Source organism: Legionella geestiana, from assembly GCF_004571195.1.
Taxonomy (GTDB): domain Bacteria; phylum Pseudomonadota; class Gammaproteobacteria; order Legionellales; family Legionellaceae; genus Legionella_B; species Legionella_B geestiana.
Genome location: NZ_CP038271.1, coordinates 1,170,616 through 1,195,533 on the forward strand (window position 1 = coordinate 1,170,616; position 24,918 = coordinate 1,195,533).

A 24,918-nucleotide genomic window follows, 5' to 3' on the forward strand; every position below is an offset into this window, starting at 1 on the left:
TCGGTACAACGGCATTCTAACTACCCATAAAGAGTTGCCAATAGATGCAGCAGGCCCTTTAAGCGGGCCTCTCATCCCCCCACAAATCCGTCACACACTCCTCTAAACTGCTAAATTTCGATTCAACCGCGTTTAAATGAGCTATACTGAGCCTATGGAACACCTATTTTATAAGGCCTGCCATGGATAACTCAACGCAGGAGCATCTGGATGTATATGCGTTCTTAAAACAGTCTTCCTTTTTCAGCATGCTCAGCAAAAATGCCTTGTGGCCACTGGCATGTCTCGCGCAAATACGCACATTTTCACCGATGGAAATCATCATTGATGAAGGGGTTGACCCGGTCGGGATATTTATCCTGAAAAAGGGAACTGTAGAAATTTTTAAGCAGCTTGCTCCCGATAAAATTCTGACCCTGACTCAGCTTTCCGCAGGCGATATCATCGGCGAGATTTCAGTTATCGACAAGCTCAAAACCACGGCATCGGTAAGGGCTATCGATGAGGTTGAAGCCGTTTTTATCTCCGAGTGGGATTTTACCACTCAGATGCATGCCTATCCTGAAATTGGACTGCAGTTGTTACCCGTTCTGGCTCATAGACTCAGGATTGTCTACGAGAAAATGCGATGAAAGAAACAGACGCCTATCGCAAAGAGGCCATAGAGCAGCTTCATCATAAAGACGAATATCAGGAAGCCATTAAAATTCTGAGGCCGGTTGCGTGGCTCTATCCTTTTACCTTCCTTATCCTGTTTTTGAGCGGTATACTCTGGGTTTTATTTGGCACCATCACTACACAGGTAGCCGGGGAAGGCGTGCTGCTTGCAAAAGACGCTGAAATCATTAGCGTCATGTCGCCAGAGGAAGGCGGCTATGTAGAAAAAATGTATGTCACGCCCGGAGAAAAAATCACCAAAGGTCATTTACTGGCCTCTTTAAAAAGTCCCGTTATCAATCAGAAAATTGACGCCCTGGAACGTGAACTCAAAAAAGAAAAAGAGAAACTCAGCACACTCGAAAACCTTGCAAAAAATGAAATCAGCGACCGGGAAAAAGAAACCGAGTATTCGCGCAATAAGCTTCAAAATATCCTCACCACAATGGAGTCAAAAAAAACACATCTTTCTACTTTATTAGTCGTTCAGGAAGCTGCTTTTAAAAAGGGCATTATCTCCCTTTTAGACGTCTCTCAAACTCGCATAAACTATTTAGACACCATCGAAGATATAACAAATACCGAAAATGATATTAATGACTTAAAAAAAAATCTCAGTGATTATATCGAATCGTGGAAGGTAAAAATACGTGACCAGGAAAACAAGGTTATGCAGGCTGAATTCAGTCTACGCAGGTTACAGGGACGTTCTGCAATTGAAAAAAACATACTCAGCCCAACGGATGGTATTATCTATTCAAATTACGCAAATACCGGGGATTACCTCGCCAAAAATCATAAAATAACTGACATTATTACGGCCAGCAATACGCTTGAGGTACTTGCGTTTGTACCGGCCAGATACGGTAAAAAACTGGCACCTGGCATGCCAGCCAAAGTATTTCCAAAACACATTGATGCACTAAAATACGGTGGCCTCATGGGCAAGGTCTATTTTGTCAGTGAAATGCCCGTCAGTAAAAAAAGCATTGAGAATCACCTGGAAAACCCTGAATTTGTACAGCTGTTTCTACAACAGGGGCCTGTGTTTGAGGTGCGCATTAAGCTTGAAAAAAAGCCAGCCAATCCAAGTGGCTATCGCTGGACAACCTCTCAGGGCCCCGCAGCAAAAATTACGATAGGAGCAGTTGCTGATGTTCATATCATTGTGAAAAAACAAACGCCGATTTCTGTCATCATACCTGTCGCAAAATCGGCAAAAAACTGGCTGGTGAATTCTGATGGTTGAATTTGATTTCACCCTGGCGGAACCAGAGGTTCGCCATAAACGTGCTAAAACGCCGACCATTCTGCAGATGGATGCGATGGAGTGTGGGGCTGTCTGTATGTCCATTATCCTTGCCTATCATGGATTACATATTTCACCGGAAAAAGCACGGGAAGCCTGTGGCGTGACTCGAGATGGCTCTAAAGCAATTAACATCATAAAAGCCGCACGAAATTTTGGCATGGAGGCCGAAGGAACGCGGATTAGCGACATTGATTCTCTGCGCTATAAAAAGACACCCTTTGTTGTGTTCTGGAAATTTGAGCATTATATCGTTGTTGAAGAAGTTGGTGATAAAAAGGTTTGGATAAACGACCCGGACACAGGACCAAGAAGTATCTCCATAGATGAATTTGATAAGGGATTTACTGGAGTTGTACTTCTTCTAAATCCAGGAAAAGACTTTCAAAAAGGCGGACATAAAGAACGCTCCATACTCGCGCTTTTCTCAAGTTATTTGCGTGGAGAATTTCAAGATATTTTGTACCTTTTTTTCATCACGATCCTATTGTCCATACCCCTGTCATCGCTCGCTTTTTTCTTGAAGGTTTATGTCGATGATGTACTCATCAACAATCAAAAACAATGGATGGTTGGCTGTGTAGCTGGAATGGGCATAGCAACTGTATCTGTCATTATTCTGACACGCATTCAGCAGGTCTTTATTCTTCGTTATCAAATTCGATTTTCAATTCAAAAAATACCGGAATTTTTTTGGAAGATACTGCAGTTGCCCATGCCTTTCTTCATCCAGCGTTCAACAGGGGACATTGCAAACCGAGTAACCATATATGACAAAATCGCACAAACAATAACCGAAAGATTTCCTCAAGCATTTACGGATATGCTGAGCGTGACTATTTATACGATTTTTATTTTCATGATTAATCCTGTTATCGGATTTATTACGGCATTTATTACCGCCATCAATATCCTTGTTTTATTTTTTTTAAAGCGCAAAATTGTTGATGCCGGCAGGCGTGTATCCCAGGACAAAGCCAAACTATTTGGTATTGAATACAATGGCATTCATATTATTGAGGAGTTGCGGTTTCGCGGTGCGGAAAATCAGTTTTTCATGCGATGGGCCAGTTATCAGGCACGGCTTATGGAGTCTCGGCAAACACTTGAACTCTATAACGCATGGGTCTCATCAATTCCTGGTGCCCTGTACTTTATTAATCTGGTGACTCTGGTCATCGTGGGCAGCTACTTTATTACTCAGGGCAGTATGACGGCGGGAGGCATGATAGCCATCTACACACTGCTGTTGACCTTTGCGACACCGGTGAAAACTGTTATCGAAGCATTACTTGAGCTCAATGAGTTAAAAGCCGATTTGCTGCGCATTATTGACATTAATTCCGCCTCAACACCTGCAAAAGCCGAAACGCCGCCTGCGAAGGAGAATGTCGAGTTTCTCCTTGAGATTAAAGATATCATGTTTGGCTATTCCAAAATTGAAGCGCCAGTCCTTCTCGGTCTTGATATTGCACTGAAGCGTGGTAAAAGCCTTGCCATAACAGGCGTTTCCGGCAGTGGGAAATCCTCGCTTTCAAACCTTATCTGTGGGCTTTATGAGCCATGGTCCGGGAGTATTCTGTTTCGCGGCATTCCAATTCAGGATTACGACCCGACCGATTTATTTAAACACATTGCGTATGTTGATCAAAATACGTTTCTCTTTGAGGGCAGCATTCGCGACAACCTGACCTTTAAGGATACCAGTATTTCTGATAAAGCCATTTATGAAGCGCTTGAAGCCGCCTGTGCAGTAGATATTGTCAAAACCAAGGGAGGACTTGACTTTCACATCACCGAAGGCGGGCGCAATATGAGTACGGGTCAGGCGCAGCGCATTGAGCTTGCCAGAGCAATTCTCCGAAAGCCTGAACTCATGCTGCTGGATGAAGCCACCTCCGCGCTTGACTCCGTCACCGAGGCTCAGATTTATAATAATCTTCGCGCCATGCAATGCAGCTTCATCATTATCGCTCACCGTCTGAGTGCCCTGCGACACTGCGATGAAATCATGGTGATAGAAGACGGTTCGGTCATCGAGTTTGGCAGCTATCAGGCTTTGATGGAAAAACGCGGTCGCTATTATGAGTTTGTGCAAAAGGATTTTCTGTCATGAACCCCAAAGACACGAAACGCATTCTCTCAGGACTGGTGCGCATCCATCATGTAATGGGGGATGGATATGTCCCGCTTCAGGCGTTTCAGGATGAAAAAGAATTGCTCATTCATGTCTGTCGCGAGGTTGCTTCCAGTCAGGACATTACCCTCACTTTTCCAGACTTTTCCATCTCGGACGGCATTGAGACAGTTATGAACCTTGTCTCGCTGCAATCAAGGGTGCGCATTCGCAAGATTCACCTCAGTAACAACTGGTGGACACGCGATTGTGGTATTCTGCTGGGTTTTTATAAACACAGCCCCTGCCAGTTATCACCTGTAAAAGGCGGAAAATACCGGCTTTCAAGCCCTGTTCATGGTGACTTCATCATTGATAAACCCTGTGAGGCGTTGTCTGTCGATGCATGGGCCTTTACCAAACCGCTGCCGAACCATAGCCTTTCGGCAAGAGAGATTTTTCGCTTTGTCCTGCATCCTGTAAGAAAGGCGCTGGCAGCAACTGCATTGCTGCAAACGGTCATGCTCATTCTAATGATGATGCTGCCTGTCACCATGGGATACCTGTTTGATAATCTGAATACACTCTCAGGCACTGGATTTATTACCCAACTTGGCATTGCCCTTCTGGTAAACGCGGTCATTTATACGATTCTGTCACTCAATCAGGCACTGCTCCTGCTCCATCTCCGCTTTAAAGTGCAGGCCACCCTTGAGCCCGCGATGTGGGATAGAATTCTAAAACTGTCTTCAAATTTTTTTCGCAGATATCAGTCGGGTGAAATCGCTTTTAGAGCCAGTGCCATGGGTACTATTCAGGAAATGTTGACACAGTCTGCCATACTCTCCATTTTCAGTGCTGTTCTCTCAATGCTGTCGCTGATACTGATGTTTTATTACGACCCACTGCTTGCCTGTATGGCGACAGGTGGATTTCTCCTGTCACTTATTCTGCTGTACATACTGAACCGAAAGCTTCTGCTGCATGTTCGCGTAATCTATAAATTCCTGTCCAAACAGGCCGGCATGGTCTTCCAGAGCGTGACCGGTATTATCAAATATAAAGTTTCAGCCACAGAATTTCGTGCGTTTAACCAGTGGGCTGAGTATTTTTCCAATATGCTGCATGCAAAAACAAAAGCGGGAAGCGTGCATATTCTTATTCACATTATCAACGAGTCACTCCTGCTCGTGATGACGCTCATTATATTTGTCGCGTATTATTTAGAGGCGCATCCCGGAAGTACAGGGGATTTTGTGGCGTTTAACGCCGCATTCACCCAATTTTTCACGGCCCTCCTCGGACTGTCTTTTTTCATTTCCTCGCTCATTGAAGTCATCCCCATTTTTGAGCAATCAATGGTAATTTTTCAGTCTGAAACCGAACCGGGGGACGCCGTGGTTCGACGCATTGAGTTAGAAGGTGATATTGTCATCAAGAATCTTTCTTTTCGCTATGATGAAAGTCAGGCGCCCATCCTCAAAAATATCAGCATGCACATAGCGCCTGGTGAAGCGATAGGTATTACCGGGGCATCAGGATGTGGAAAATCAACACTTTTTCGCCTTTTACTTGGCCTTGAAAAGCCGTCATCAGGAAAGATATTGTACGATGGGCTTGACATGGAACTCATCAATCTCAGCATGCTTCGGCAACAGGTAGGCGTTGTGTCCCAGAAAAGCACACTCGTGCCTGGCACCATCCTCGAAAATATTATTGGAAGCGACCCATCGCTCACACGCAAAGATGCGTGGGATATCATTTACACCCTGGGACTCGAACAAATGCTGAAGTCTTTTCCCATGGAAATGGACACCTTCATTAACGAAGGCATGCAATCCTTCTCAGGAGGCGAGGTACAGCGTATTATTCTGGCAAGAGCACTCATCAAAAAGCCAAAAATTCTCTTTCTCGATGAAGCAACCAGCGCGCTCGACAGCAGCAACCAGGCAAAAATTCAAGATTACCTGAGAACACAGCGGATTACGCAGCTCATTATTGCGCACCGCCTCTCAACACTACGATACACCGACAAAATTTTTGTCCTTCAGGGAGGAGATATCATTCAGCAGGGCATATTTGACACCCTCGTGAAAACGCCTGGATATTTTGCAGAACTGGCCAGACTGCAATTTCTAAGTCCAGATGCTGACACTCCCCTTTAAACCACAAAAGCCGTACAGTCCCAGTTCTCAGGAACTCCTTTCAGCATGTATTCAGCAGAAAGTTTGAGGTACATTTGTGTCACCTTATCCTGAGGATTAACCTCTGAAACACTCTTGAATTTCACGCATGCCTGTGCAAACTGTTGTGCCTGAAAATACCTGACACCCTCTTCAAAATCAGCAATCGTTGCAACCTTTAAATCGGCATCGCTTGAAGAGCCTTGAAGAATGACTTCTGAGAGTTTCGTTTTATGGCGTTTCCCTTTTAACAACGCCTCACCTAAAAAACGCTGATGCACACCAGCTTCTGGCAATACGGTACAACGGTTAATAAACTCATCACTCACGACTACTGAGAGCTCATATTTACCGGCTAAATCCTGTAAACGTGATGCGGCATTTACAGCATCTGAAATGACAATGCCCTGCATGTGGCTTTCGACACCAACAATACCAAGCATAAGCATTCCTGAATGCATGCCAATACCAACTGATATGGGCGCATAAGGTTTTTCTTTATTGTCTTCGTTAAATTTCGTCAGTGCCAGTTGCAAATCTACCGCGCTTTTCAAGGCATCATCTGCATGATGAAATAACGCAATAACCGCATCGCCCAGATACTTTTCCACAAAGCCATTGTTTTGCTGTATGACGGGCTCGACATAGCTGAGATAATTATTGATAAACGAATAACTTTCTTCAGGCCCCATGGACTCGGAAATTGTTGTAAAGTGACGAATGTCAGTAAACATGATGCTCATTTCCAGCTGAGCATGATCGCTAAGTTGCACGTCAAGAATATCTTTTCTTGAAAGACACTCGAGAAATTTTTTAGGGAAAAATTTTTCAAACACTTCAGCCTGTTTTATCGTACACTCCAATAAGTTGTATTCCTGCAGTCCTTTGGCAACCGTCAGTAAAAAATCACTTTCATTCCATGGTTTTTTAATGTAGCGGTAGAGGTTTGCTTTATTAATTGCCTGAATGGCTGAGTCAAGTGACGCCTGCCCGGTCAGCAGGATTTTTATGGTGTCGGGGTACTTTTGCTGGACATTGATAAGAAACTCATCACCAGAGATTCCGGGCATAATCTGATCGGAAATCACCATGATAACCTTATAATCGTCCTGAGTTAATTCCTCAATAAGTGACAGCGCTTCCTCTGCACTTTCGCAAAATTCATATTCATACTGATCGCCAAAATGTCGTTGAAGCTGACGATTCAGTGCGTCGAGTATGATTTTCTCATCATCCACGCAGATTATCGTGGGTTTCTTGATCGTCTGGCTGTTCATTTTTTATCGTCTCTTTGATAGGAATTACGATTCGAAAAAGAGTTCCTTTTTCACTGGTTTCTATATCAATACTTCCGCCATGATGTGTGATTATATCGTGTGAAATATAAAGACCAAGCCCCGTACCTTCACCTTTTGGTTTAGTGGTATAGTATGCTTCAAAAATTCTGGGGAGGACATCTGAAGGAATACCGGGTCCATCGTCTTCAAACTCTATGCATACATGCTCATCGCCATACGGCTTGATGCGTATAATAATCGTACCCTTGCCTTTCATTGCTTCAATCGCGTTGTTAATCATGTTAAGCCACACCTGATTCAGTCGCTCTGCAATGCATTCGACTTTTGGAATCACGTCAAATTCCTTAATGACCGTTACACCCTGTTTTAGTCTGTTTTTAAGAATCATCAGGGTGGTATCCATGTCCTCATGCAAATCAGTGCAGGTATACTGCTCCTGATCTGAGCGAGAAAAAAGTTTTAAGGCTTTAACCAGTGATAGAATTTTTTCAATGGCAATTTTGATGTCTCTGGTATGAATGCGTGTCATTCCAAGCATAAAAATGGATTCGAATATCTCGCTTCTAAATTCAGAGCTGATTAATGGCATCATTTCATCAACATTTTCCGCATGAAAACCGATTGACGCCAAATTTTTGCACAGCATCCTGCAGTCACTGATATTATTTTTTGAAAGCTCACCTTCAATTTCAGAAGCAATTTTTCGAATTTCCATGGTATTAAATTCATTTGGGATGACGAGCGTCTTATTACAGATTTCAAAATACGTGGTTTGCAGCTCCAGCGGGATGGATTTAACAATGTTCATCAGCGCTTTCAGCAAAGTCACATAATCTGAATTAATTTCATCAATGGCGGCCGCGATGGCTCCGGCTGGAGTATTTATTTCATGACTGATTCCAGCCACCAGCTGCCCGATACCCGCCATTTTTTCAGATTGAACCAGTTGTGCCTTTGACTGTCTAAGTTCATTTAAAGATTCTTCGAGCGCGTCTTTGGATGCATTGAGTGCCCCAATTAAGAAGTCCTTTTCAGCATTAACCGCCTTTAACGCGTTACGTATATTCTTTGTTATCCGTGCACGGTAATAGGTCATATACCCTGTTGTGGCAGAGAAAAGAATTATCACACTGGCACAACTGATTGAAATGGTAAGGTTGCTGTTTAAATCGACTTGATGCTCGAATATTGAGGCACCAATTAATACTCCAACCGCGTTGGCAAAAAGACTCTTGAGCCCGAGTTTCCAGCCGCCAACGCACAGTATGGCCATAAGGGTGGCAACAACAACCGTAATAGATGGCCAAAAGCTGTAATGTACATACGGAATCCAGATACAGGCTATCAAGGAGTCGAGCAGCAGCAGGCGATATTCCATTTTTTTAGGATCTGGGCTGCGCCATGACAGAAATAATGCAATATGAGGCCAGACCAGGGCTTCCAGGAAGACAAAGAGCATCGCGGCATCCGAGATTTCTCTCCCCTGACTGGCAATGGTGATAATCAGTACGATACACAGCAGAATATGCCCAACAACCCGTGGAACATAGTCCAGCAGAATAATCGGATGAAGCGTTTTGCGTGATTCATTCTCTGTCATGGCTGTCGCTCTCTCCAAAACGAAGACACTCAGCGAAACGTATCCTGGATTAATAAAAGGAACCCATGGCTTAGAGTATAGTTCACTTTAGAAATTACAAAGACAAGGCCCGAATCGCCGGTGATTCAGGCCCAGGGTTATTTCGCGAGGTGGACTGCCGTGACAACCACCGTACTTCCATGTGGGCAGCTTCCCCTCTGCGTTCCTCGCGGAGGAGAAAGCTACCCGGATTTTGGACTCTCGAAGCGTTTTCCATCGGCTTCGGGGGGCATTATAGCGATAGAGAACGGGATGTCAATATTCATAACGAAAAGAAACTTTTGATTTCGTTTTTATTGCGTTTGCATCAACTGTTGATGTTTGATAGACTGCAGCTCCCTTATCGATATACAGTCAATCATTATGGACCCAACCGTACTTCCAGCAGCATTTGCTGCAAGGCTTAAAGACGCCATGCTTGCGTGTGGCCACCAGTCGCAACGTTCTACTTCGGGTGTATGCATCCACAAGCTTGCTGAAATCAGCGGGCACTCCGTACAAATCTGCCGCAAATACCTGCGTGGTGAAACGATTCCCGATCCGTCCAAAGTGCTGGAAATTGCTTTGAAACTCGGAGTCGCTCCAGGCTGGCTGCTCTTTGGCGAACTGGCCGGCACGTTTCAAATCCCGCCAAACAGCCTCGTCATCGACAAAACCGTACTGCATCATGTATTTCGGCGCGCGGTGGCACTCTGTGCCGTGGCACCTCCGTCCATGAATATCCCTCTGTTTTTGTCCGATCTCGTGAATGACCTCGCGAATCTTGAAGTCGAAGATTCCCAGTCAGAGCGCATTGTGGATATCGCATTTTCTTCGGCGAAATATTTCAACGTTCCGCTGCCTGCCGAAGCCTGAAGGTGAGGCGTTCTGCGGACAGGCCGCAGGACGCCTTACCGCTTTTGTAACTATTCACCACATTTTGAATGCTTTAGGGGAAAAGTCAGATTTGAGTGCAGGTTGTGCGAACGCATTACAAAAAAAGCGCAGCATACACCGGTATGTGAGCAGTTTTTTGTAATGCGTTCACACAAGATGCGCCAAATATGGCTTTTCGGTGAACATGGTGAATGGTTACCCGCTTTTATGCTATGATGCGCAATAATTTTCACAGAAGCTCTCATGACCCTGCAGGCGTTGTTTATTCTTGGTATCTGTGTGGAAGCCATGACCGGCGCCATTGCAGCCGGGCGCAAACAGATGGATTTTTTTGGGGTCATTCTGATTGCAGCCATAACCGCTCTGGGTGGCGGTACGGTGCGCGATGTCCTGCTCAATACGCACCCCACTATCTGGGTGACTAATCCTGAGTACCTTCTGTACACCTCGGCCTTTGCCGTTATCACCATTATCATGGCCCGCTCACTTTCGCGCCTGCGCACGGCTTTTTTGGTACTGGATGCCCTGGGGCTTGCCGTGTTTGTGATTCTTGGAACGGAAAAAGTGCTGAACCTTGGTATGAGTCCCGCCATCGGTATTGTCAGCGGCATGATAACCGGTATTTGTGGCGGCATGCTGCGCGACATACTCTGTAACGACATCCCGCTGGTACTGCGCCGCGAACTCTACGCGGTAATTGCACTCGCAGGTTCCGCGCTTTATATCACGCTGGTTCATTTTCATCTGGCGCATCACCTTAACGTGGCCGTCACCATGGCATTCATCTTCATTACACGCCTGCTTGCCATCTTTTTTCACCTCGAAATTCCACGTTTTGACTATTCGGCACTGGCGCGCCCCCCCCGTGATGGGTTATAAACGACAGATTTTTTAAAGGATTTTCGCCTTCTATTAAGGGATGGACCCAATGACTTCAGACGAAAAACGCAGTGTTTTTGCAGGCCTTTATGGCAACGCGCTTGAGTGGTATGACTTTCTGCTTTATGCAAACTTTGCCCCGCTCTTCGCCCGCTATTTTTTCCCGATGGAAGTGCCCTTTCTCTCGCTGCTTGCGACCTTTGCCGTATTCGCGCTTGGGTTTCTGGTGCGCCCCCTTGGTGGCATACTGCTCGGGCTGTATGCTGACCGGCTTGGACGGCGACAGGCGCTGATCATTTCCGTTTGCACCATGACCGCAAGCACGCTGGCTATTGCACTCCTGCCAGGTTTTAACGAAATGGGGATGATGGCACCGCTGATCTTTGTGGGGCTTCGCATGGTTCAGGGAATTGCCGTTGGCGCGGAACTCCCGGGTTCGACAACGTTTCTCATCGAACACATGTCTGAGAAACGCCGCGGATTCGCAGGCAGCCTTATTCTCACCACCGCTTTCATCGGAACCCTTGTCGGCGCCCTCGTGGCGTCTCTCCTGAGCCACGCCTTCAGCGCGAACTTCATGCTGAATATCGGCTGGCGCCTTGCTTATCTTTTTGGAGCGTTGCTGGGGCTCATTGGCATTTATATGCGCCTTAAAAGCATTGACCCGGCAGTCTTTGCCGACAACCGCCATGAAAAAACATCACCCATTCGAAGCCTGCTCAGTACCCACCGCCAGGAGCTGCTCTTTGCAATCCTCTTAACGGGCATTCTCGCAATCGGCAATTACCTGCTGATTGCATGGCTGACCTCGTTTCTGGTTGAAACGCGCAAGTTTGCACTTTCAGAAGCCTTAACTGTCAACGTTATTGGGATGTTGACTCTCACGCTGCTCATCCCGGTCATGGGATGGCTCTCTGATAAGCTCGGACGCAGGCCGGTCTTCCTCGCAGGCGCTCTTGGGCTATGCGTGCTTATTTTTCCGCTTTTCTGGTTGCTGCTGGAAAAAAACTGGTGGTACGTACTGTCTGCGGCCATGGTGTTTGCTGCACTTCTCGCGCCACTCAACGCGACTGTACCCACCATGCTTGCGGAAATGTTTCCAACCGCCATGCGGGCAACGGGCGTTGCTGCTGGCTATAACCTTGGTCAGGCATTTTTTGGAGGCACCCTGCCAATGGTGGCGTTCGCGCTCGTGGAATATACCGGCAATCCGTACGCGCCGGCATTTTATGTCATGGCATTTGCAGCGATTGGACTCCTCGTCATCTGCCTGCATCGAGAAACCGCACACGCATCCCTGCTGGCATAAGAGGGACACGTGTGCAAAAGGGCATTATGCGCTTTTTTCTTCTGAAATACTGTGAATCACCACCGCCTCAGCTGGCACATCGGAGTGTCCGCGGCGGTTGGTGGTAGCAACTTTGGCGATGGCATCAACCACGTCCATGCCCTCAACCACTTCACCAAATACGCAATACCCATATCCCTGCGGATTGGCATCACGGAAATTCAGAAAACTGTTGTCCACAAGGTTAATAAAAAACTGCGCGGTTGCTGAATGCGGATCGCCCGTACGCGCCATACTGATGGTACCGCGTTTGTTAGGTTTTGCATTCGCCGCTTCGTTTTCAATCGGGGTGTTGGTGGATTTAGTTTCCATGTCCTCAGTAAGACCGCCGCCCTGAATCATGAAACCATTAATAACACGGTGAAAAATGGTATCCGTGTAAAATCCGCTGTTCACGTATTCCAGAAAATTAGCCACCGTGTTGGGGGTTGTTTCCGGATGCATCTTTAACACGATATCGCCTTTGCTCGTATGAATTCGAATCATGGGTGCTCCTCTGAAGGTTGGGGGTTTTTGAGAATTAATTCACGCATGCCCGTACAAACCGCATGCAGCACATGCACGTTGTGAATACTGGCCAGCGCGCTGAATGCAATGGCTTTCTGCTTAAAGAGCTGATGCAGGCAGGCGCGGGAATAATGGGTACAGGTATAACAGGTGCAGCCGGGCATGATGGGGTCTTTATCACTGGCAAAACAGGCTTTTTTGATGTGCAGCCGACCCTGATCAAAATCACTGGCAAAACGCAGCCAGTTCCCATCTGCAACCAGCCTGCCAGAATATAGTGCACCGTGACGGGCGTTGCGTGTCGGAGCTACACAGTCAAACATATCGACCCCCTCGGCCACGACATCGAGCAAATCCTGCGGCGACATGCCCACACCCATGGTGTAGCGCGATGTGTGCGCGGGCAGCAAATCGTGGACGGCACGCAAGACATCGACCGTGGCCGGCATATTAAAGCCCACGGTTTCGCCGCCAATGGCAACCCCATCCACACCTGAGTGTGCTACAAACTCAGCGCTCTCACGGCGCAAATCGGCAAACTGTCCGCCCTGGATGATGCCAAAAAGCGCCTGCTCCAGACCATAATCTGAACAGGGATGCGCCTCCTGGTATGCAATGGACTGCATCAGCCAGCGGTGCGTGCGCGTCAGAATGTGTTGTGCTTCATCGCGCGTGGCCGCATCGGGTGTGCATTGATCAAAGGCCATGATGATGTCGGCCCCGATGGTTTTTTGGGTGGCGAGCGACATCTCCGGGGTCATGTGGATGTGGCGGCCGGTTTCGGGAATCACAAAGTGCGCCCCCGTTTCATTGATGGTGCAGATTTCCTGATTTTTGGAAAGGCTGAACACCTGAAAACCGCCGGAATCCGTGAGCATTGGCCCGTTCCAGCCCATCAGCTGATGCATCCCACCAGCGCCACGAATGACGTCCATCCCTGGCGCACACAGCATATGGTAAGTATTACCGCCAAGAATTATCTGGCTGCCGGCTGCACGAAGTTCGCCGGGCGTCATGTTGTTAACACCGGCACGCGTTCCCACCGGCATAAATACGGGGGTGTCGAAAGTGCCGTGCGGCGTGTGCACGCGGGTGACACGCGCGCGGGTGTGTGCATGAACACAGAGCACTTCACAGCGAAAGGCAGGCATGCAAAAAATACCGTAAGAAAAATCGCGTATCATAGCCCGAATGCGGCTTGCTGGCCAGCATTGAAACAAAAGGCAGTCAGCCTGTATTGGTGAGTGGAGGCTTCATCTCGTACAGATAAGTAAGGCACATCACCCGGCACAAACAATTTCCTTAATGAGGATGGCGTTTGCCGCCAGAATAATCACCGCACTTATCCATCCAAACCACTGCATGGAGCGGGTATTTACCAGTTCCCCCATCCGACTTTTATTTGAACTCAACATCAAGAGGGACAGCATGGCAAACGGCAGCTGAAAGCTCAGAAAGACCTGAGAGCTTAACAGCAGCCAGGTGATGGATGATTCGCCAAACCAGTAGATGGTCAGCAGCGCTGGAAAGAGTGCGAGCGTACGTGTCAGCAGGCGGCGTTTCCAGGGCTTCATCTGCAGGCGCACAAATCCCGACATCACAACCTGGCCTGCCATGGTGCCTGTAATGGTGGCACTTTGCCCTGAGAGCAGCAGCATGATGGCGAAAACCGTTGCGGCCATTCCCGTACCGAGCAGCGGCGCCAGCAGACCGTGTGCCGTTGAAAGGTCTGCCACATCCGTAATACTCGCATGATGAAAGGTACTCGCTGCCAGTATCACCAGTGCCGCGTTCAGGACTAAGGCACATGCCAGCGAGATGATGGTATTGAGCGATGCGAGCCATGCCGCTTTCCGTTTATCAGCGCCGGCTGCCTGACGGATTACGAGGCTGGAATGCAGATACAGGTTGTGAGGCATGACGGTAGCGCCCACAATGCCGATGGCAAGGTAGAGGATGCCCGAATCCTGTATCAGCGTGCGGGAAGGCAAAAAGCCATGCAGAACGTCATAAAAAGCCGGGCGCGCGAGGATAAGCTCGTAGGCAAATCCTGCGGCTATCAGGAAAAGAAAGGACGCGACCAGTCGCTCGAGCAGCGAGGAGCCCCATCGCTCGAGCGCCAGGAGCAGTAAGACATCCATCGTGGTGAGAATCACTCCGAGCGCGATGGGCATGCCGAATAACAGTTGCAGGGCAATGGCCGCACCCAGTACTTCAGCGAGATCGGTCGCAATAATCGCGAGTTCGGCCACAATCCAGCCCGGTAAGGCAAAACGTGGCCACGCTTCGCGGGATGCCTGAGCGAGATCCATGCCTGTAGCGATGCCGAGGCGTGCGCACATGATTTGCAACAGCATGGCAATGATGCTCGACATCAGCACGACAAACAGGAGAGCATATCCGGCCGTGGAGCCACCCGCGAGGCCGGTTGCCCAGTTCCCGGGGTCAATGTAGCCCACGGCAACGAGTGCCCCGGGCCCCACGATGCGGATGCTGCGCCACCATGGACTGCCAAAATGCCGGTTATCACACAAGGTGCCGGTATTTTCCATGATTAATCCGGAACAATCGGGGTTTCATGTTTCGGAATTTTGGCAAGGACCGACTCATCAATATGCAGATGTGCCCGAACCAGCTCATGGGGTGTCAGTGCGAGCCATTGCGCAAGCGAGATGTCTTCGAAATGATTGCTTCGGAACAACTCCAAAAACCGCAGGGTCGTTTTACCGGTATTTTCCACATAATGGGGCATGAATTTCGGGATATAACCGACATCGCCCGCGCGATAGTCAAAGGTCGCGGCAGTTCCGCCGGAAGCAAAGACGGTCATGCGGCCCTGTCCTGAGAGATAATACTGCCATTCGTCCCCATTGGCATGCCAGTGGAGCTCCCGCATGCCGCCTGGTTCAATTTCCACAAGGGCTGCAGCAATGGTTTGTGCCGCTGGAAAATTACGGGAATCGGCAATGCGCACGGTACCGCTTTTCGTGCGTATAGGCGCCTGTGCCATCATGCGGTGGCTGAACCATCTGGGAACAGGACCTGCACCCTTGAGCCGTTCTGCCGTCAGTGGACCAGGAACGTCTGATTTGAAAATATAGAGCTCTTTTTCGGGAATGTTGTCAAACGCACTCATGGGAACATTAAAGTTTTTAGCCAGCACTTCTTTCGGAGTATGCGCAAACCAGTCACTTACGAGAAAGGTGGCATTCTCGTCAAAATGCCCGTCATCAAATGCCAGCAAAAATTCACAGCCGTCATCGGCAAGCCCCTGAATGGAATGCGGAATACCCGCCGGGAAGAACCAGAGATCGCCCTCATAAACATCATCGACAAAGGTGCGGTATTCCTGGTCGACTGCCGTAATACGGGCACCGCCTTTAAGCATGTATGCCCATTCAGCTTCCTTGTGAAAATGCAATTCGCGGATGGCACCCGCCTCAAGGCGCATGTTGACGCCGGCAATTTCACTGGCGATATGCAATTCGCGGATAGTCGTCTGCCGTGCCCATCCGCCATCTTCAATCCGCATATGACTGTCTGTAAAAGACCATTTCAGGTTCGGCAGGGTACCTGCATCTGTGACAGGCGGGTTTAGTCGGTCAGGATTCTGGCTTGCCAGGGCCGAATTTTGAGGGCCCATGATATTTTTTTCTTTACGGGGTTTTTTCACCGATGTTTTACGCAGAGGCTTTCCCTTTTTCGCTCCAGTTTCCATCCCCTAACCCTCCATGTTGGTTTTTTTTGAGTATAGATGGGAAAATGAAGACTGCCATGTAACGGTTCAGTTGCGTTCACCAAACGGCATATACGGGGGCTCTCAACGTTTTTTGTGCCCTGTCTCACGCGCAAAAAACACTGCGCTCACGAGCACTACGCCGACAAAATAAAAAAGCACCCACCCGGGCATGGAGATGCCGAGCCAAGACCATTCTTTCTCCGCGCAATCTCCAGAACCCCAGAAGAGTGCATGCAAAACATCCTGCAGCGGAAAATAGCGAAGGAGAAGCGACAAATCCGGCATGCATGCCGGCAGGTTTGCGGGAGGCAGTGACTGGAGCCACAGCTGACGTGCGGCAAAAAAAATACCGGCAAGAGCCATTAAGGTTTGAAAAAGCCACAAAAACGCGCGCAGCATCGGCCGTTTTGACACACTAAGGACAAGTCCTGAAAGCAGCAGCAGCGCCACACAGAGTCGCTGCATAATACAAAGCGGACAGGGCGAGAGTCCCTGTACATACTGAAACCAGAAGGATGCGGCGAGCATCAGCGCTGAGATTCCTGTCAGCAGGACGTCTGGTGACAGTGCCTGAAATCGCTTCATGATTTTGGCAACATGTACTCGATGGCTGCTTTCAAGTCGGCATCGGTGCAGTCATTGCAGGTGCCACGCGCCGGCATGGCGTTAATGCCTTTAATGGATGATTGCAGCAGGCCATCCAGCCCTTTTTCCTTGAAACGCGCCCCCCAGTCACCGGCATTTTGAAAGCGCGGCGCCCCGGCAATACCGTCTCGGTGGCAAACGGCGCAATACTGCGAATAGGTCGCCTCCCCGGGAGCTTTTTCCACCGCAGGAGATGCAGCCACCGTGACAGGTTGTGCAGGCACATCCGCTCCTTCAACCTGCACCTGACCAATGGGCGCGATGCGCTGCTGAACCTGCGAACGGTAGTCGTTATCCAATGCATACCCGCTGACAGAAACCGCAAGCAACAGCAGCGTGCTGAAAAATGCAAGGCGCATGTGCTTCCCCTCTTTGCATCGTCTTAAAGAGGCTCATCATACCCCGTTTAACGCGCATCTTCCACTGAGACGCGAGCGCCACGCGAGGCACACAACGAGTAAAACACCAAGGAGTGCACATAACGGAATCACCATCAATGCCTGACGATACGCCTCAACGCTGTAGAGGCGTATGCCGTCCACACTCAGTGCGCCATTCCAGAAGCGGTCGAGCAGTCGCCCGGTAACGGTATGAAAAAAAGACCCGCCAAGCATGTTGATGCAGTTAAGAAAAGCGATGCAGACACCGAGGTACTCCGCACGTACCGCCTCTGCACCCGCGGCAAACACTATCACCTGGTAACAGCATAAAAGCCCCATGACAAAAAAGAGTACCGCAAGCTCCCAGAGTGGCATGGTTGCCGAGAGCAGCAACGCGCAGAAAATGAGCGCAATCCCGACGCCGGAGAGTGCAATGACAGCGAGATTGCCAAAACGCAGGCTCAATGTCGCAAGCAGCGGACCGCCAAAGAGCATCCCAATGTATACAAAAGATACGAGCTGTGCCGCATCCGCGCGATTAAGCGCATATTTAACAGTGAGCCAGGGTACGCCCCACACATCACTGAAGCCCTCGAGTGCTCCCACCATCAGGAGATTCGCAAGTGCGAGCAGCCACAGCTCACGAGAAGCAAGCAGCGGGCGAAAATCTGACAGCGTCATCGATGCACCGGCTGTATCGCGTGGAGCATGCGTGCGGCGCATGCTGAACACTATCCAGATAAGGCTGCCAATCACAAAAGCGGCCACGGCCAGCATCAGTCCCACCTGCTTCCAGTTCCATGCATCAATCAAGAGTGTTACCGGCTTGCCGCCATAAACAGCGCCCATCAGGCCAAGCGAGAAAGAAAAACCGGTCATGCGCGCAAAGTGCGCTTTTGGAAACCAGTGGGCTATCACCTGAGACACACCGAGAAACCCAATTGCCGAACCCGCGCCGACCAAAAATCGGCTGAGACACGAGAGCCAGAGGCTGTTGCTCAGGGTAAACATGGCGGTGGCAATGGCACAAAGGAGGGCAAAACCAAACATCACACGCGCAACGCCAAAACGCTCGAGCAACAGTGCCGCCGGAATTTGCATGCCTGCGTAACCGTAGTAATAAAAGGCCGCAATTAACCCAAACTGGCTGGCATCAATGGATAACTGCTGCATGATGGGGTGCATCATCAGCCCGGGCCACAGACGCAAAATAAACTGATAGGCAAAAAAGAGCACCGGAAACAGCCAGAGGATGTAGGGCCAGGCGGTCGTTTTTGTTAAAACGGGGGCAGATTCAGATTGCGCTTGCATCATGAATGTTCTCCAAAATCAGACAGGGACAGGTCGAGTCAGCATCCGCGGCACCTCTCCCCTGGAGAGGTGCGGACACGTATCAACCACCCCAGGGGAAAGAGGAGGTTTGAATAATGTGGCAGACATTGCCCGCAGCGGATGCGGTGCATGCAGTATGACTGTAAGGTGACGATAACAGATACATGATGGCGGTTGATGTCTATATTTTAAACTCACAAGCCCCCACCTTACCAAGCTGCATGCGGGTTTGTCAAATCCGTCTGTCCGCCGAGCCTGGTGGTTAACACGGTTCTTAAACGCCTTGTAAGCGCAGACCTTTACATGACCTCATTCCATAAGGTGACACCAAACCGCCACATTTTCGCTTCCACATCATGCAATGAGGACCACACCCTAAGCTTCGCTTAAGAATTCTTATTGTATAATTTAAACACATTTAATGCCCGTTATCATAAGGAATACGCATGGCAGCCAGTCCAGAAAAAACCGCTTTTGCTTTGTTGGATGTCGATCATACCGTGGTTTTTAACAAAGATGACGAAATTAACCATGACTTGTTAAGTTCATTAAAGGCAGCGGGCATTACAGATGTCTACTTCTTTACCGATATGCTCTTCACTCAGGACCGTATGCAAGATAGACGGCGCTTGATTGCAATGCTTGAATCTGAGCATTTTACCGTTCATGGGGTAATGGCCCCGATGGATCTCTTATGGGACAAGATTGACCTGGAAAGTGCCGATGCATTCATGAAAGACCTGCGCCGCGAATGGACGAATGTGTTTCATGGAGAAGCGTTTGAAGCCTTTTTTTCAAATTTTTTAGCTTCTTATAAAGCCATAGAAGCTCTCTTCGATACGCTTGAATATTCCGCGTCTCCCGGACAGGCTTTTGCCAATGCGTGCACAGAGGATGCCAATAAGGTATTCAATAAATCCATGCTTATGAAGCTCATTGCCACCCGCCATACAAATATCAGACAGCTTCCACATGTCAAAGCGCTCATGTTTGAACTGTTTTTACAAAACCACTTACAGCATACTTCAAAGATTGTGGTTGCAGATGATTTGAAAGATGCGATTTATGCGATAACACCCTACAAAAACAAATTACCTGTGCCGCTGACTGTCATTCACGTTAATGACCGACATATGGGCAAAGAGTTCTACCAGCTTAGCCTTGAAGGTAAAAGCGCTTGCGAAATCCTTAAAATTCAATGTCTGCAATTGATACGCAGCTGGCTGGAAACACACCCCTCTCCCATAGGCTCGAGGCTCTTTACACGCTCTACAACCCGCCTCATGGCTAAGAACTTATTTAAAGCATTGCAAAAACAAGAGCCTGAGATGTCAAAAGCCTTTATTGAAGAGTTTTTGCAACAGCATCAGAAGCTGGGTACCAGTGATTTGGGGGCTCTGCTCCGTGAAAAGCTGGCAAGGACCGTGCTGTTAACCTCACCACAGCCATCCCCTAAGGAGCATGTCATCAATTAGGGCGTGTCCTCATTTTTTGAAGTGAAAAACTCGATTGATGACACGCCCTGAATACATTCTGATGAACGCCTCGTGATGATGGCATTCTATTTTTCGCCCGTCACGACCAGCGTATCGATGTAAAATCGATACTCACCTGCAAATTGCTGGCGACACTCCGCGTCAAAATGGGCAACCAGCGCCTCGTTAATGGCGTGCACCTCTGCCTCTGACATCTGTCCGTGGTAAAACGCCAGTCCGTTGACAAATTTTCGGTAAGTATCCAGCGATGGCAAGGTCACCGTATGCGAGGTGCGTTCAACCGTTAGCCGTCGACAGGGAATGGAAGCGAGCATCGCCTGCAGATTCTCAAGAAGCTCATAACGCATGGGCGGCACAAAATGCGCAAGTTGTGGAAACTCTCCCGAATCGCGCAGCGCATAGTACCCAAGAATATAGGGATCATGTCCGGCCGGCAGCAGCGCCAGGAGCTTTCCACCAGGCACCAGCGCATGCATGATGCTCTCAAAAGCGGCCCGGATGTCCTGTACCCATTGCAGACACCAGAATGAGACGGCCTGGTCGAACGTATCGTACATATCGAGCGCGGTAATATCCGCCTCACGCACCGAAAAATTAGGGAATTCGCGCGACACTTCACGCGCCAGCTTCAGCATGTTGGCAGAAGCATCTACGCCCAGCACTTCCCCACGCGGAACTTTCACAAGAATTTTACGCGAGTAGGCACCATCACCGCAGCCCACATCGAGCACCCTTGCCGTTTCCGGGATAGACAGTGTACGGGTATACTCGTCAGATATCGTTGCCTGAATGATAGAACCGACCGCATAGTCATTCGCCGGCCATTCCTTGTGTGCCATTTTCAACCTCCTGTCTGTCCCGCTCCTCCCAGATGAGGACGGGGCCTCTGTGTGCGAAATGCTCGACCAGCCGTTCAGGGGCGGTAATAAACGCGAGCTTCTGCGCTTTCCCAAGGCTTTTTAAAAACCGTTCCATGGAAAGCGCCTGCCCGCGGTCTTCCGTATACCATGCTCCTGCAATGGCGCGCGGTTTAAAGCTGCGGGTGTAGCGGCAGCGGATACCGCGCTTATGCTCTTCGAAACGGCGTAAAAGATTAGTCGTGTAGCCAGTGTAGAGTGAATCATTTTCACATTCAAGGATGTACACCCAGTAGACTGGCGCAGTCATTGCGGGGCTATTCGCGGCTTGAAGACAGCGCCTCAACGACCAGCAGACCGCCACTGACACCCGTTACTCGCACGCGGGTACCGGTGGGCAAATCAGGTCCTGTCACAAGCCAGCTGGCATCGTTGAGGCGAATGCCGCCTTCCCCGTTTTCAATGGCGCGAACGAGGGTCGCCTCCCGCCCCACGAGGGCTTCCAGAGGGCGGTTGAGTGAAGGTGCAGACTGGTTTCGCTCCCGGCGAAAAATACGCCACCAGACATAGCCCGACACCAGACACCACAGGGAAAAATGGATAAGCTGCCACTCCCAGGACAACGCGAATATCCATGTCAGCGCCCCCGTCACCCAGGCGGCGGTTCCCAGTGCAACCAGAAATCCCGATGCACCAAGCGATTCTGCGATAATCAGCACGAACCCGAGTGCCAGCCAATGCCAGTATACTATCCATTGCATGATAGATTATCTCCCGGGCTGTTCTTTCAACATTTCTTTCAAACCGCCAAGCGCGCCAAGAATGCCGCTCGCCTCCATGGGCAGGAAGACGGTTTTTGCATTTTCGCCGCGCCCGATGGCTTCCAGTGCTCTAAGGTATTTTTCAGCAACGAAGTAGTTAACGGCGTTCATGTTACCCGCAGCAATTGCTTCTGACAGCATGCGGGTGGCATTCGCTTCCGCTTCGGCGGTACGCTCGCGGGCTTCGGCTGCAAGAAACGCCTGCTGCCGGTCCGCCTCGGCGCCTAAAATCTGCCCCTGCTTCAGGCCTTCTGCCCGCAAAATTTCTGCCTGTCGGTCGCCCTCTGCCGACAAAATCGCGGCGCGCTTTTCCCGCTCGGCTTTCATCTGGTTGGCCATCGCATCCACAAGATTTTTCGGCGGTCGAATGTCACGAATCTCGATACGGGTCACTTTAACACCCCACGGAGACGTTGCCTGGTCCACCACATGCATCAGCTTGTTGTTGATGCCATCGCGCTGACTCAACATGGCATCGAGCTCCAGCGAACCAAGAACTGTACGGATGTTGGTCATGGTCAGGTTACGAATGGCGAGTTCAAGGTTTTCCACCTGATAGGCCGATTTGGCCACATCCACCACCTGGAAAAAGCATACGGCGTCAATGGTGACCATCGCGTTATCTGAAGAAATAATTTCCTGCGGCGGAATATCAAGTACACGCTCGCGTTTGTTAACACGATAACCAATACGGTCAATAAAAGGAATGATTAGCGCGAGCCCCGGTGCCAGAGTATGTGTATATCGGCCAAAACGCTCCACCGTCCATTCCTCGGACTGCGGCACGGCTTTAACGCCGGCAAGCACCAGAATGACTGCAAAAAGGGCAAGAAGCCCCAGGGTTATTAAGGATTCCACGCTAAACTCCATATCGAACAAAGCATAATAGTAACGTTTCAAACGCGGCAAATACCAGTGGTGAAGGTATTTTTTCAGGTGATATACAAAAATAGTGTCTAGTCAGAATGATTTCCGAAACGTTGGTTTTGCGGCATGATAAAACCTTTCTGCCACCGCGTTTTACCCAAAGGAGCATGATATGGTGTCACAGGAAGTGATTTTAGCCAGCAACCGCCTCGCGATTGCAGAGGCCATCGCAGGCCTTGATGATGTGTCCTTCAAAAGCATTGCCACGTCACTCCCAATGATGCTTGCAGAAGGCAGACTGGTTGTGGACACTTCCGTCTACACGGCACACGCATCCGCCACAGCTGGTGCGAGCCGCTATCTCCTCTATGACAATCAAAACTCCAAAGACCCCGTGTCCATCTGGGTATTCGCGCTCGGAGAAAAGCAGAAAACCTCCATTCACGACCACAGTTACCGAGGCGCTGTTACCGTTCTTCAGGGCGTGGTCAGTGAAAAATATTACGAGGCCGAATCAGACACCCACGCCCGCTGTGTCCGCCGCGCCGACCGCCATCGCTTTCATACCAGTACCGATAATCTGCAGGACAATTTTGTCCACCAGCTCAAACGGCGCAAGGGATTAGGTGAGGGTGTCAGCGTGACGCTGCATATCTATAACATGTCGGCACATCGCCTGAGTGCCGACGGTGAAGCGATTGATAACCGTAACCTCAATCGCATTTTCCAGAAAATACCAACGCCTGCGGGTGAAAAAGACAAAAGGTTACCCTATGAATCGCTCTCCGTATAAACCGTGAAACGGCCTTACTTCGAGTCGCGAAGCGTCTTCATGTCAATGACGAAACGGTATTTGACATCGCTTTTCAGCATTCGGTCGTAGGCTTTATTAATGTCCTGCATGGCTATCTCTTCAATGTGAGCCGTGATACCGTGCTTTGCGCAGAAATCAAGCATTTCCTGCGTTTCAGCAATGCCGCCAATCAACGAGCCGGCAATGGAGCGGCGACCAAACACCAGATTTGAGATATTCGGCGTCGGATGCGGGGTTGCCGGTGCGCCTACGAGTGTCATGGTGGCATCGCGTTTCAGGAGAGCAACAAATGTATCGAGATTATGCGGAGCCGCAACCGTATTCAGGATGAAATCAAAGCTCCTGTGGTGCGCTGCCATCTGCGCATTATCCGTTGACACGACCACCTCATGCGCGCCAAGCGCCAGCGCATCTTCAATCTTGGATGGCGAGGTGGTAAACGCCACCACATGTGCGCCAAGGGCGCGCGCCAGTTTTATGCCCATATGACCAAGGCCCCCGATACCGACCACGCCTGCTTTTTTACCGGGGCCCACTTTCCAGTGGCGAAGCGGCGAATAGGTGGTGATACCGGCGCACAAAAGCGGTGCAACGGCGGCGATGTCTTTTTCAGGATGGGTAATGCGCAGCACAAAGTCTTCGTCAACCACAATCGACTCAGAATAACCGCCAAAGGTATTGGGACCCATGCCACCCATGGGGCCATTATAAGTGCCTGTCGCACCCACCGGGCCCTCGCAATAGTTTTCAAGGTGCTCTTTGCAGGAATTGCAGGTACGGCAGCTGTCGACCATACAGCCCACACCTGCGATTTCGCCAACACGAAACTTTTTCACGTCCTTCCCCACGGCCGTCACCCGACCCACAATTTCATGCCCGGGGACCGAAGGAAACTGCACGCCCGGCCACTCACCGCGTGCCGTGTGCAAATCGGAATGACAAACGCCACAATAGAGAATATCAATGACCACATCGCGTGCGCCGGGTGTGCGGCGCTCAATGGTCCATGGAGCAAGCGGGGTTGTTGCAGATTGGGCGGCATAGGCCTTAACGGACATGAGGAACTCCTTTCCAGCAGTGCTTTTTGGTGATGAGAATCTGAGTGTAGCACAGGAAGCAGGCATTGCCAGTCAGAGGGTCCTGAGGTAAAGTCTG

23 protein-coding genes are annotated in these 24,918 nt (G+C 49.6%); 9 read left to right on the forward strand and 14 right to left on the reverse strand.

Going from position 1 to position 24,918, the window contains the following annotated elements; translation table 11 throughout:
• The first annotated feature begins 182 nt into the window (after nt 1-182).
• The 4 genes from E4T54_RS05140 to E4T54_RS05155 are packed head-to-tail and all read left to right on the forward strand — an operon-like array spanning nt 183 to nt 6,247.
• Nucleotides 183-632 (forward strand): Crp/Fnr family transcriptional regulator, encoded by a 450-nt coding sequence (locus tag E4T54_RS05140; RefSeq protein ID WP_028385892.1) that lies wholly within the window; start codon nt 183-185, stop codon nt 630-632.
• Nucleotides 629-1,906, forward strand: coding sequence for an NHLP bacteriocin system secretion protein (locus tag E4T54_RS05145; protein ID WP_028385893.1), 1,278 nt, complete (start codon nt 629-631; stop codon nt 1,904-1,906). Before E4T54_RS05140 ends, E4T54_RS05145 begins: the two co-directional genes overlap by 4 nt.
• Complete coding sequence (locus E4T54_RS05150; RefSeq protein ID WP_028385894.1) at nt 1,899-4,082, forward strand: cysteine peptidase family C39 domain-containing protein; 2,184 nt, start codon at nt 1,899-1,901, stop codon at nt 4,080-4,082. Before E4T54_RS05145 ends, E4T54_RS05150 begins: the two co-directional genes overlap by 8 nt.
• Entirely contained in the window at nt 4,079-6,247 is a 2,169-nt protein-coding gene (locus E4T54_RS05155) for an ATP-binding cassette domain-containing protein (RefSeq protein WP_028385895.1), read from the forward strand. The genes E4T54_RS05150 and E4T54_RS05155 overlap by 4 nt, the downstream gene beginning before the upstream one ends.
• On the opposite strand, the gene E4T54_RS05160 is transcribed toward E4T54_RS05155, so the two are convergent.
• Together E4T54_RS05160 and E4T54_RS05165 are read right to left on the reverse strand one after the other, a co-directional pair.
• Entirely contained in the window at nt 6,244-7,542 is a 1,299-nt protein-coding gene (locus E4T54_RS05160; protein ID WP_081776703.1) for an adenylate/guanylate cyclase domain-containing protein, read from the reverse strand. The two genes, E4T54_RS05155 and E4T54_RS05160, sit on opposite strands and share 4 nt — an antisense overlap.
• A complete protein-coding gene (locus tag E4T54_RS05165; protein WP_028385896.1) occupies nt 7,496-9,163 on the reverse strand; it encodes an ATP-binding protein in 1,668 nt (555 codons plus the stop codon). The genes E4T54_RS05160 and E4T54_RS05165 overlap by 47 nt, the downstream gene beginning before the upstream one ends.
• A gap of 402 nt (nt 9,164-9,565) precedes the next feature.
• Between E4T54_RS05165 and E4T54_RS05170 the strand changes: the two genes are divergently transcribed.
• From E4T54_RS05170 to E4T54_RS05180, 3 genes are all read left to right on the forward strand, one after another.
• Nucleotides 9,566-10,057: a helix-turn-helix domain-containing protein gene (locus E4T54_RS05170; RefSeq protein WP_028385897.1), complete on the forward strand. Its 492-nt coding sequence runs from the start codon at nt 9,566-9,568 to the stop codon at nt 10,055-10,057.
• A gap of 264 nt (nt 10,058-10,321) precedes the next feature.
• Nucleotides 10,322-10,957 (forward strand): trimeric intracellular cation channel family protein, encoded by a 636-nt coding sequence (locus E4T54_RS05175; protein ID WP_028385899.1) that lies wholly within the window; start codon nt 10,322-10,324, stop codon nt 10,955-10,957.
• Nucleotides 10,958-11,006: 49 nt separating this feature from the next.
• A complete protein-coding gene (locus E4T54_RS05180; RefSeq protein WP_028385900.1) occupies nt 11,007-12,266 on the forward strand; it encodes an MFS transporter in 1,260 nt (419 codons plus the stop codon).
• Between the two features lie 24 nt (nt 12,267-12,290).
• Here the strand turns inward: E4T54_RS05180 and E4T54_RS05185 are convergent, their stop codons facing one another.
• The 7 genes from E4T54_RS05185 to E4T54_RS05215 form a co-directional block, all read right to left on the reverse strand.
• Complete coding sequence (locus E4T54_RS05185; protein WP_028385901.1) at nt 12,291-12,791, reverse strand: peptidylprolyl isomerase; 501 nt, start codon at nt 12,789-12,791, stop codon at nt 12,291-12,293.
• Complete coding sequence (gene tgt / locus E4T54_RS05190; protein ID WP_028385902.1) at nt 12,788-13,963, reverse strand: tRNA guanosine(34) transglycosylase Tgt; 1,176 nt, start codon at nt 13,961-13,963, stop codon at nt 12,788-12,790. The genes E4T54_RS05185 and tgt overlap by 4 nt, the downstream gene beginning before the upstream one ends.
• A 129-nt stretch (nt 13,964-14,092) precedes the next feature.
• The gene (locus E4T54_RS05195; protein WP_051550819.1) at nt 14,093-15,364 is read right to left on the reverse strand and encodes an Nramp family divalent metal transporter; all 1,272 of its coding nucleotides are present in this window, start codon (nt 15,362-15,364) and stop codon (nt 14,093-14,095) included.
• 2 nt (nt 15,365-15,366) lie between these two features.
• Nucleotides 15,367-16,530, reverse strand: a complete 1,164-nt coding sequence (locus tag E4T54_RS05200; RefSeq protein ID WP_051550820.1) for an oxalate decarboxylase family bicupin — start codon at nt 16,528-16,530, stop codon at nt 15,367-15,369.
• Between the two features lie 102 nt (nt 16,531-16,632).
• Nucleotides 16,633-17,136, reverse strand: coding sequence for a disulfide bond formation protein B (locus E4T54_RS05205; protein ID WP_051550821.1), 504 nt, complete (start codon nt 17,134-17,136; stop codon nt 16,633-16,635).
• A complete protein-coding gene (locus E4T54_RS05210; RefSeq protein ID WP_028385904.1) occupies nt 17,133-17,555 on the reverse strand; it encodes a c-type cytochrome in 423 nt (140 codons plus the stop codon). Before E4T54_RS05210 ends, E4T54_RS05205 begins: the two co-directional genes overlap by 4 nt.
• A 36-nt stretch (nt 17,556-17,591) precedes the next feature.
• The gene (locus E4T54_RS05215; protein ID WP_238582788.1) at nt 17,592-18,890 is read right to left on the reverse strand and encodes an MFS transporter; all 1,299 of its coding nucleotides are present in this window, start codon (nt 18,888-18,890) and stop codon (nt 17,592-17,594) included.
• A gap of 464 nt (nt 18,891-19,354) precedes the next feature.
• On the opposite strand from E4T54_RS05215, the gene E4T54_RS05220 reads away from it, so the two are divergent.
• Entirely contained in the window at nt 19,355-20,383 is a 1,029-nt protein-coding gene (locus E4T54_RS05220) for a hypothetical protein (RefSeq protein WP_028385906.1), read from the forward strand.
• Nucleotides 20,384-20,469: 86 nt separating this feature from the next.
• Here the strand turns inward: E4T54_RS05220 and E4T54_RS05225 are convergent, their stop codons facing one another.
• From E4T54_RS05225 to E4T54_RS05240, 4 genes are read right to left on the reverse strand one after another with little or no spacing between them, the layout of a single operon-like run.
• Nucleotides 20,470-21,243, reverse strand: coding sequence for a class I SAM-dependent methyltransferase (locus tag E4T54_RS05225; RefSeq protein ID WP_028385907.1), 774 nt, complete (start codon nt 21,241-21,243; stop codon nt 20,470-20,472).
• Entirely contained in the window at nt 21,215-21,571 is a 357-nt protein-coding gene (locus E4T54_RS05230; protein WP_065230349.1) for a GIY-YIG nuclease family protein, read from the reverse strand. The genes E4T54_RS05225 and E4T54_RS05230 overlap by 29 nt, the downstream gene beginning before the upstream one ends.
• Before the next feature lie 7 nt (nt 21,572-21,578).
• Nucleotides 21,579-22,022: an NfeD family protein gene (locus E4T54_RS05235; RefSeq protein ID WP_035901829.1), complete on the reverse strand. Its 444-nt coding sequence runs from the start codon at nt 22,020-22,022 to the stop codon at nt 21,579-21,581.
• Between the two features lie 6 nt (nt 22,023-22,028).
• On the reverse strand, nt 22,029-22,940 hold the full coding sequence (locus E4T54_RS05240; RefSeq protein WP_218563584.1) for an SPFH domain-containing protein: 912 nt from the start codon (nt 22,938-22,940) through the stop codon (nt 22,029-22,031).
• A 181-nt stretch (nt 22,941-23,121) separates the two neighbouring features.
• Here E4T54_RS05240 and E4T54_RS05245 point away from each other — a divergent pair, with 181 nt between their 5' ends.
• Nucleotides 23,122-23,742, forward strand: coding sequence for a cupin domain-containing protein (locus tag E4T54_RS05245; RefSeq protein ID WP_051550822.1), 621 nt, complete (start codon nt 23,122-23,124; stop codon nt 23,740-23,742).
• A gap of 14 nt (nt 23,743-23,756) precedes the next feature.
• Here the strand turns inward: E4T54_RS05245 and E4T54_RS05250 are convergent, their stop codons facing one another.
• Entirely contained in the window at nt 23,757-24,821 is a 1,065-nt protein-coding gene (locus tag E4T54_RS05250) for an NAD(P)-dependent alcohol dehydrogenase (protein WP_028385910.1), read from the reverse strand.
• Between the last annotated feature and the right edge of the window lie 97 nt (nt 24,822-24,918).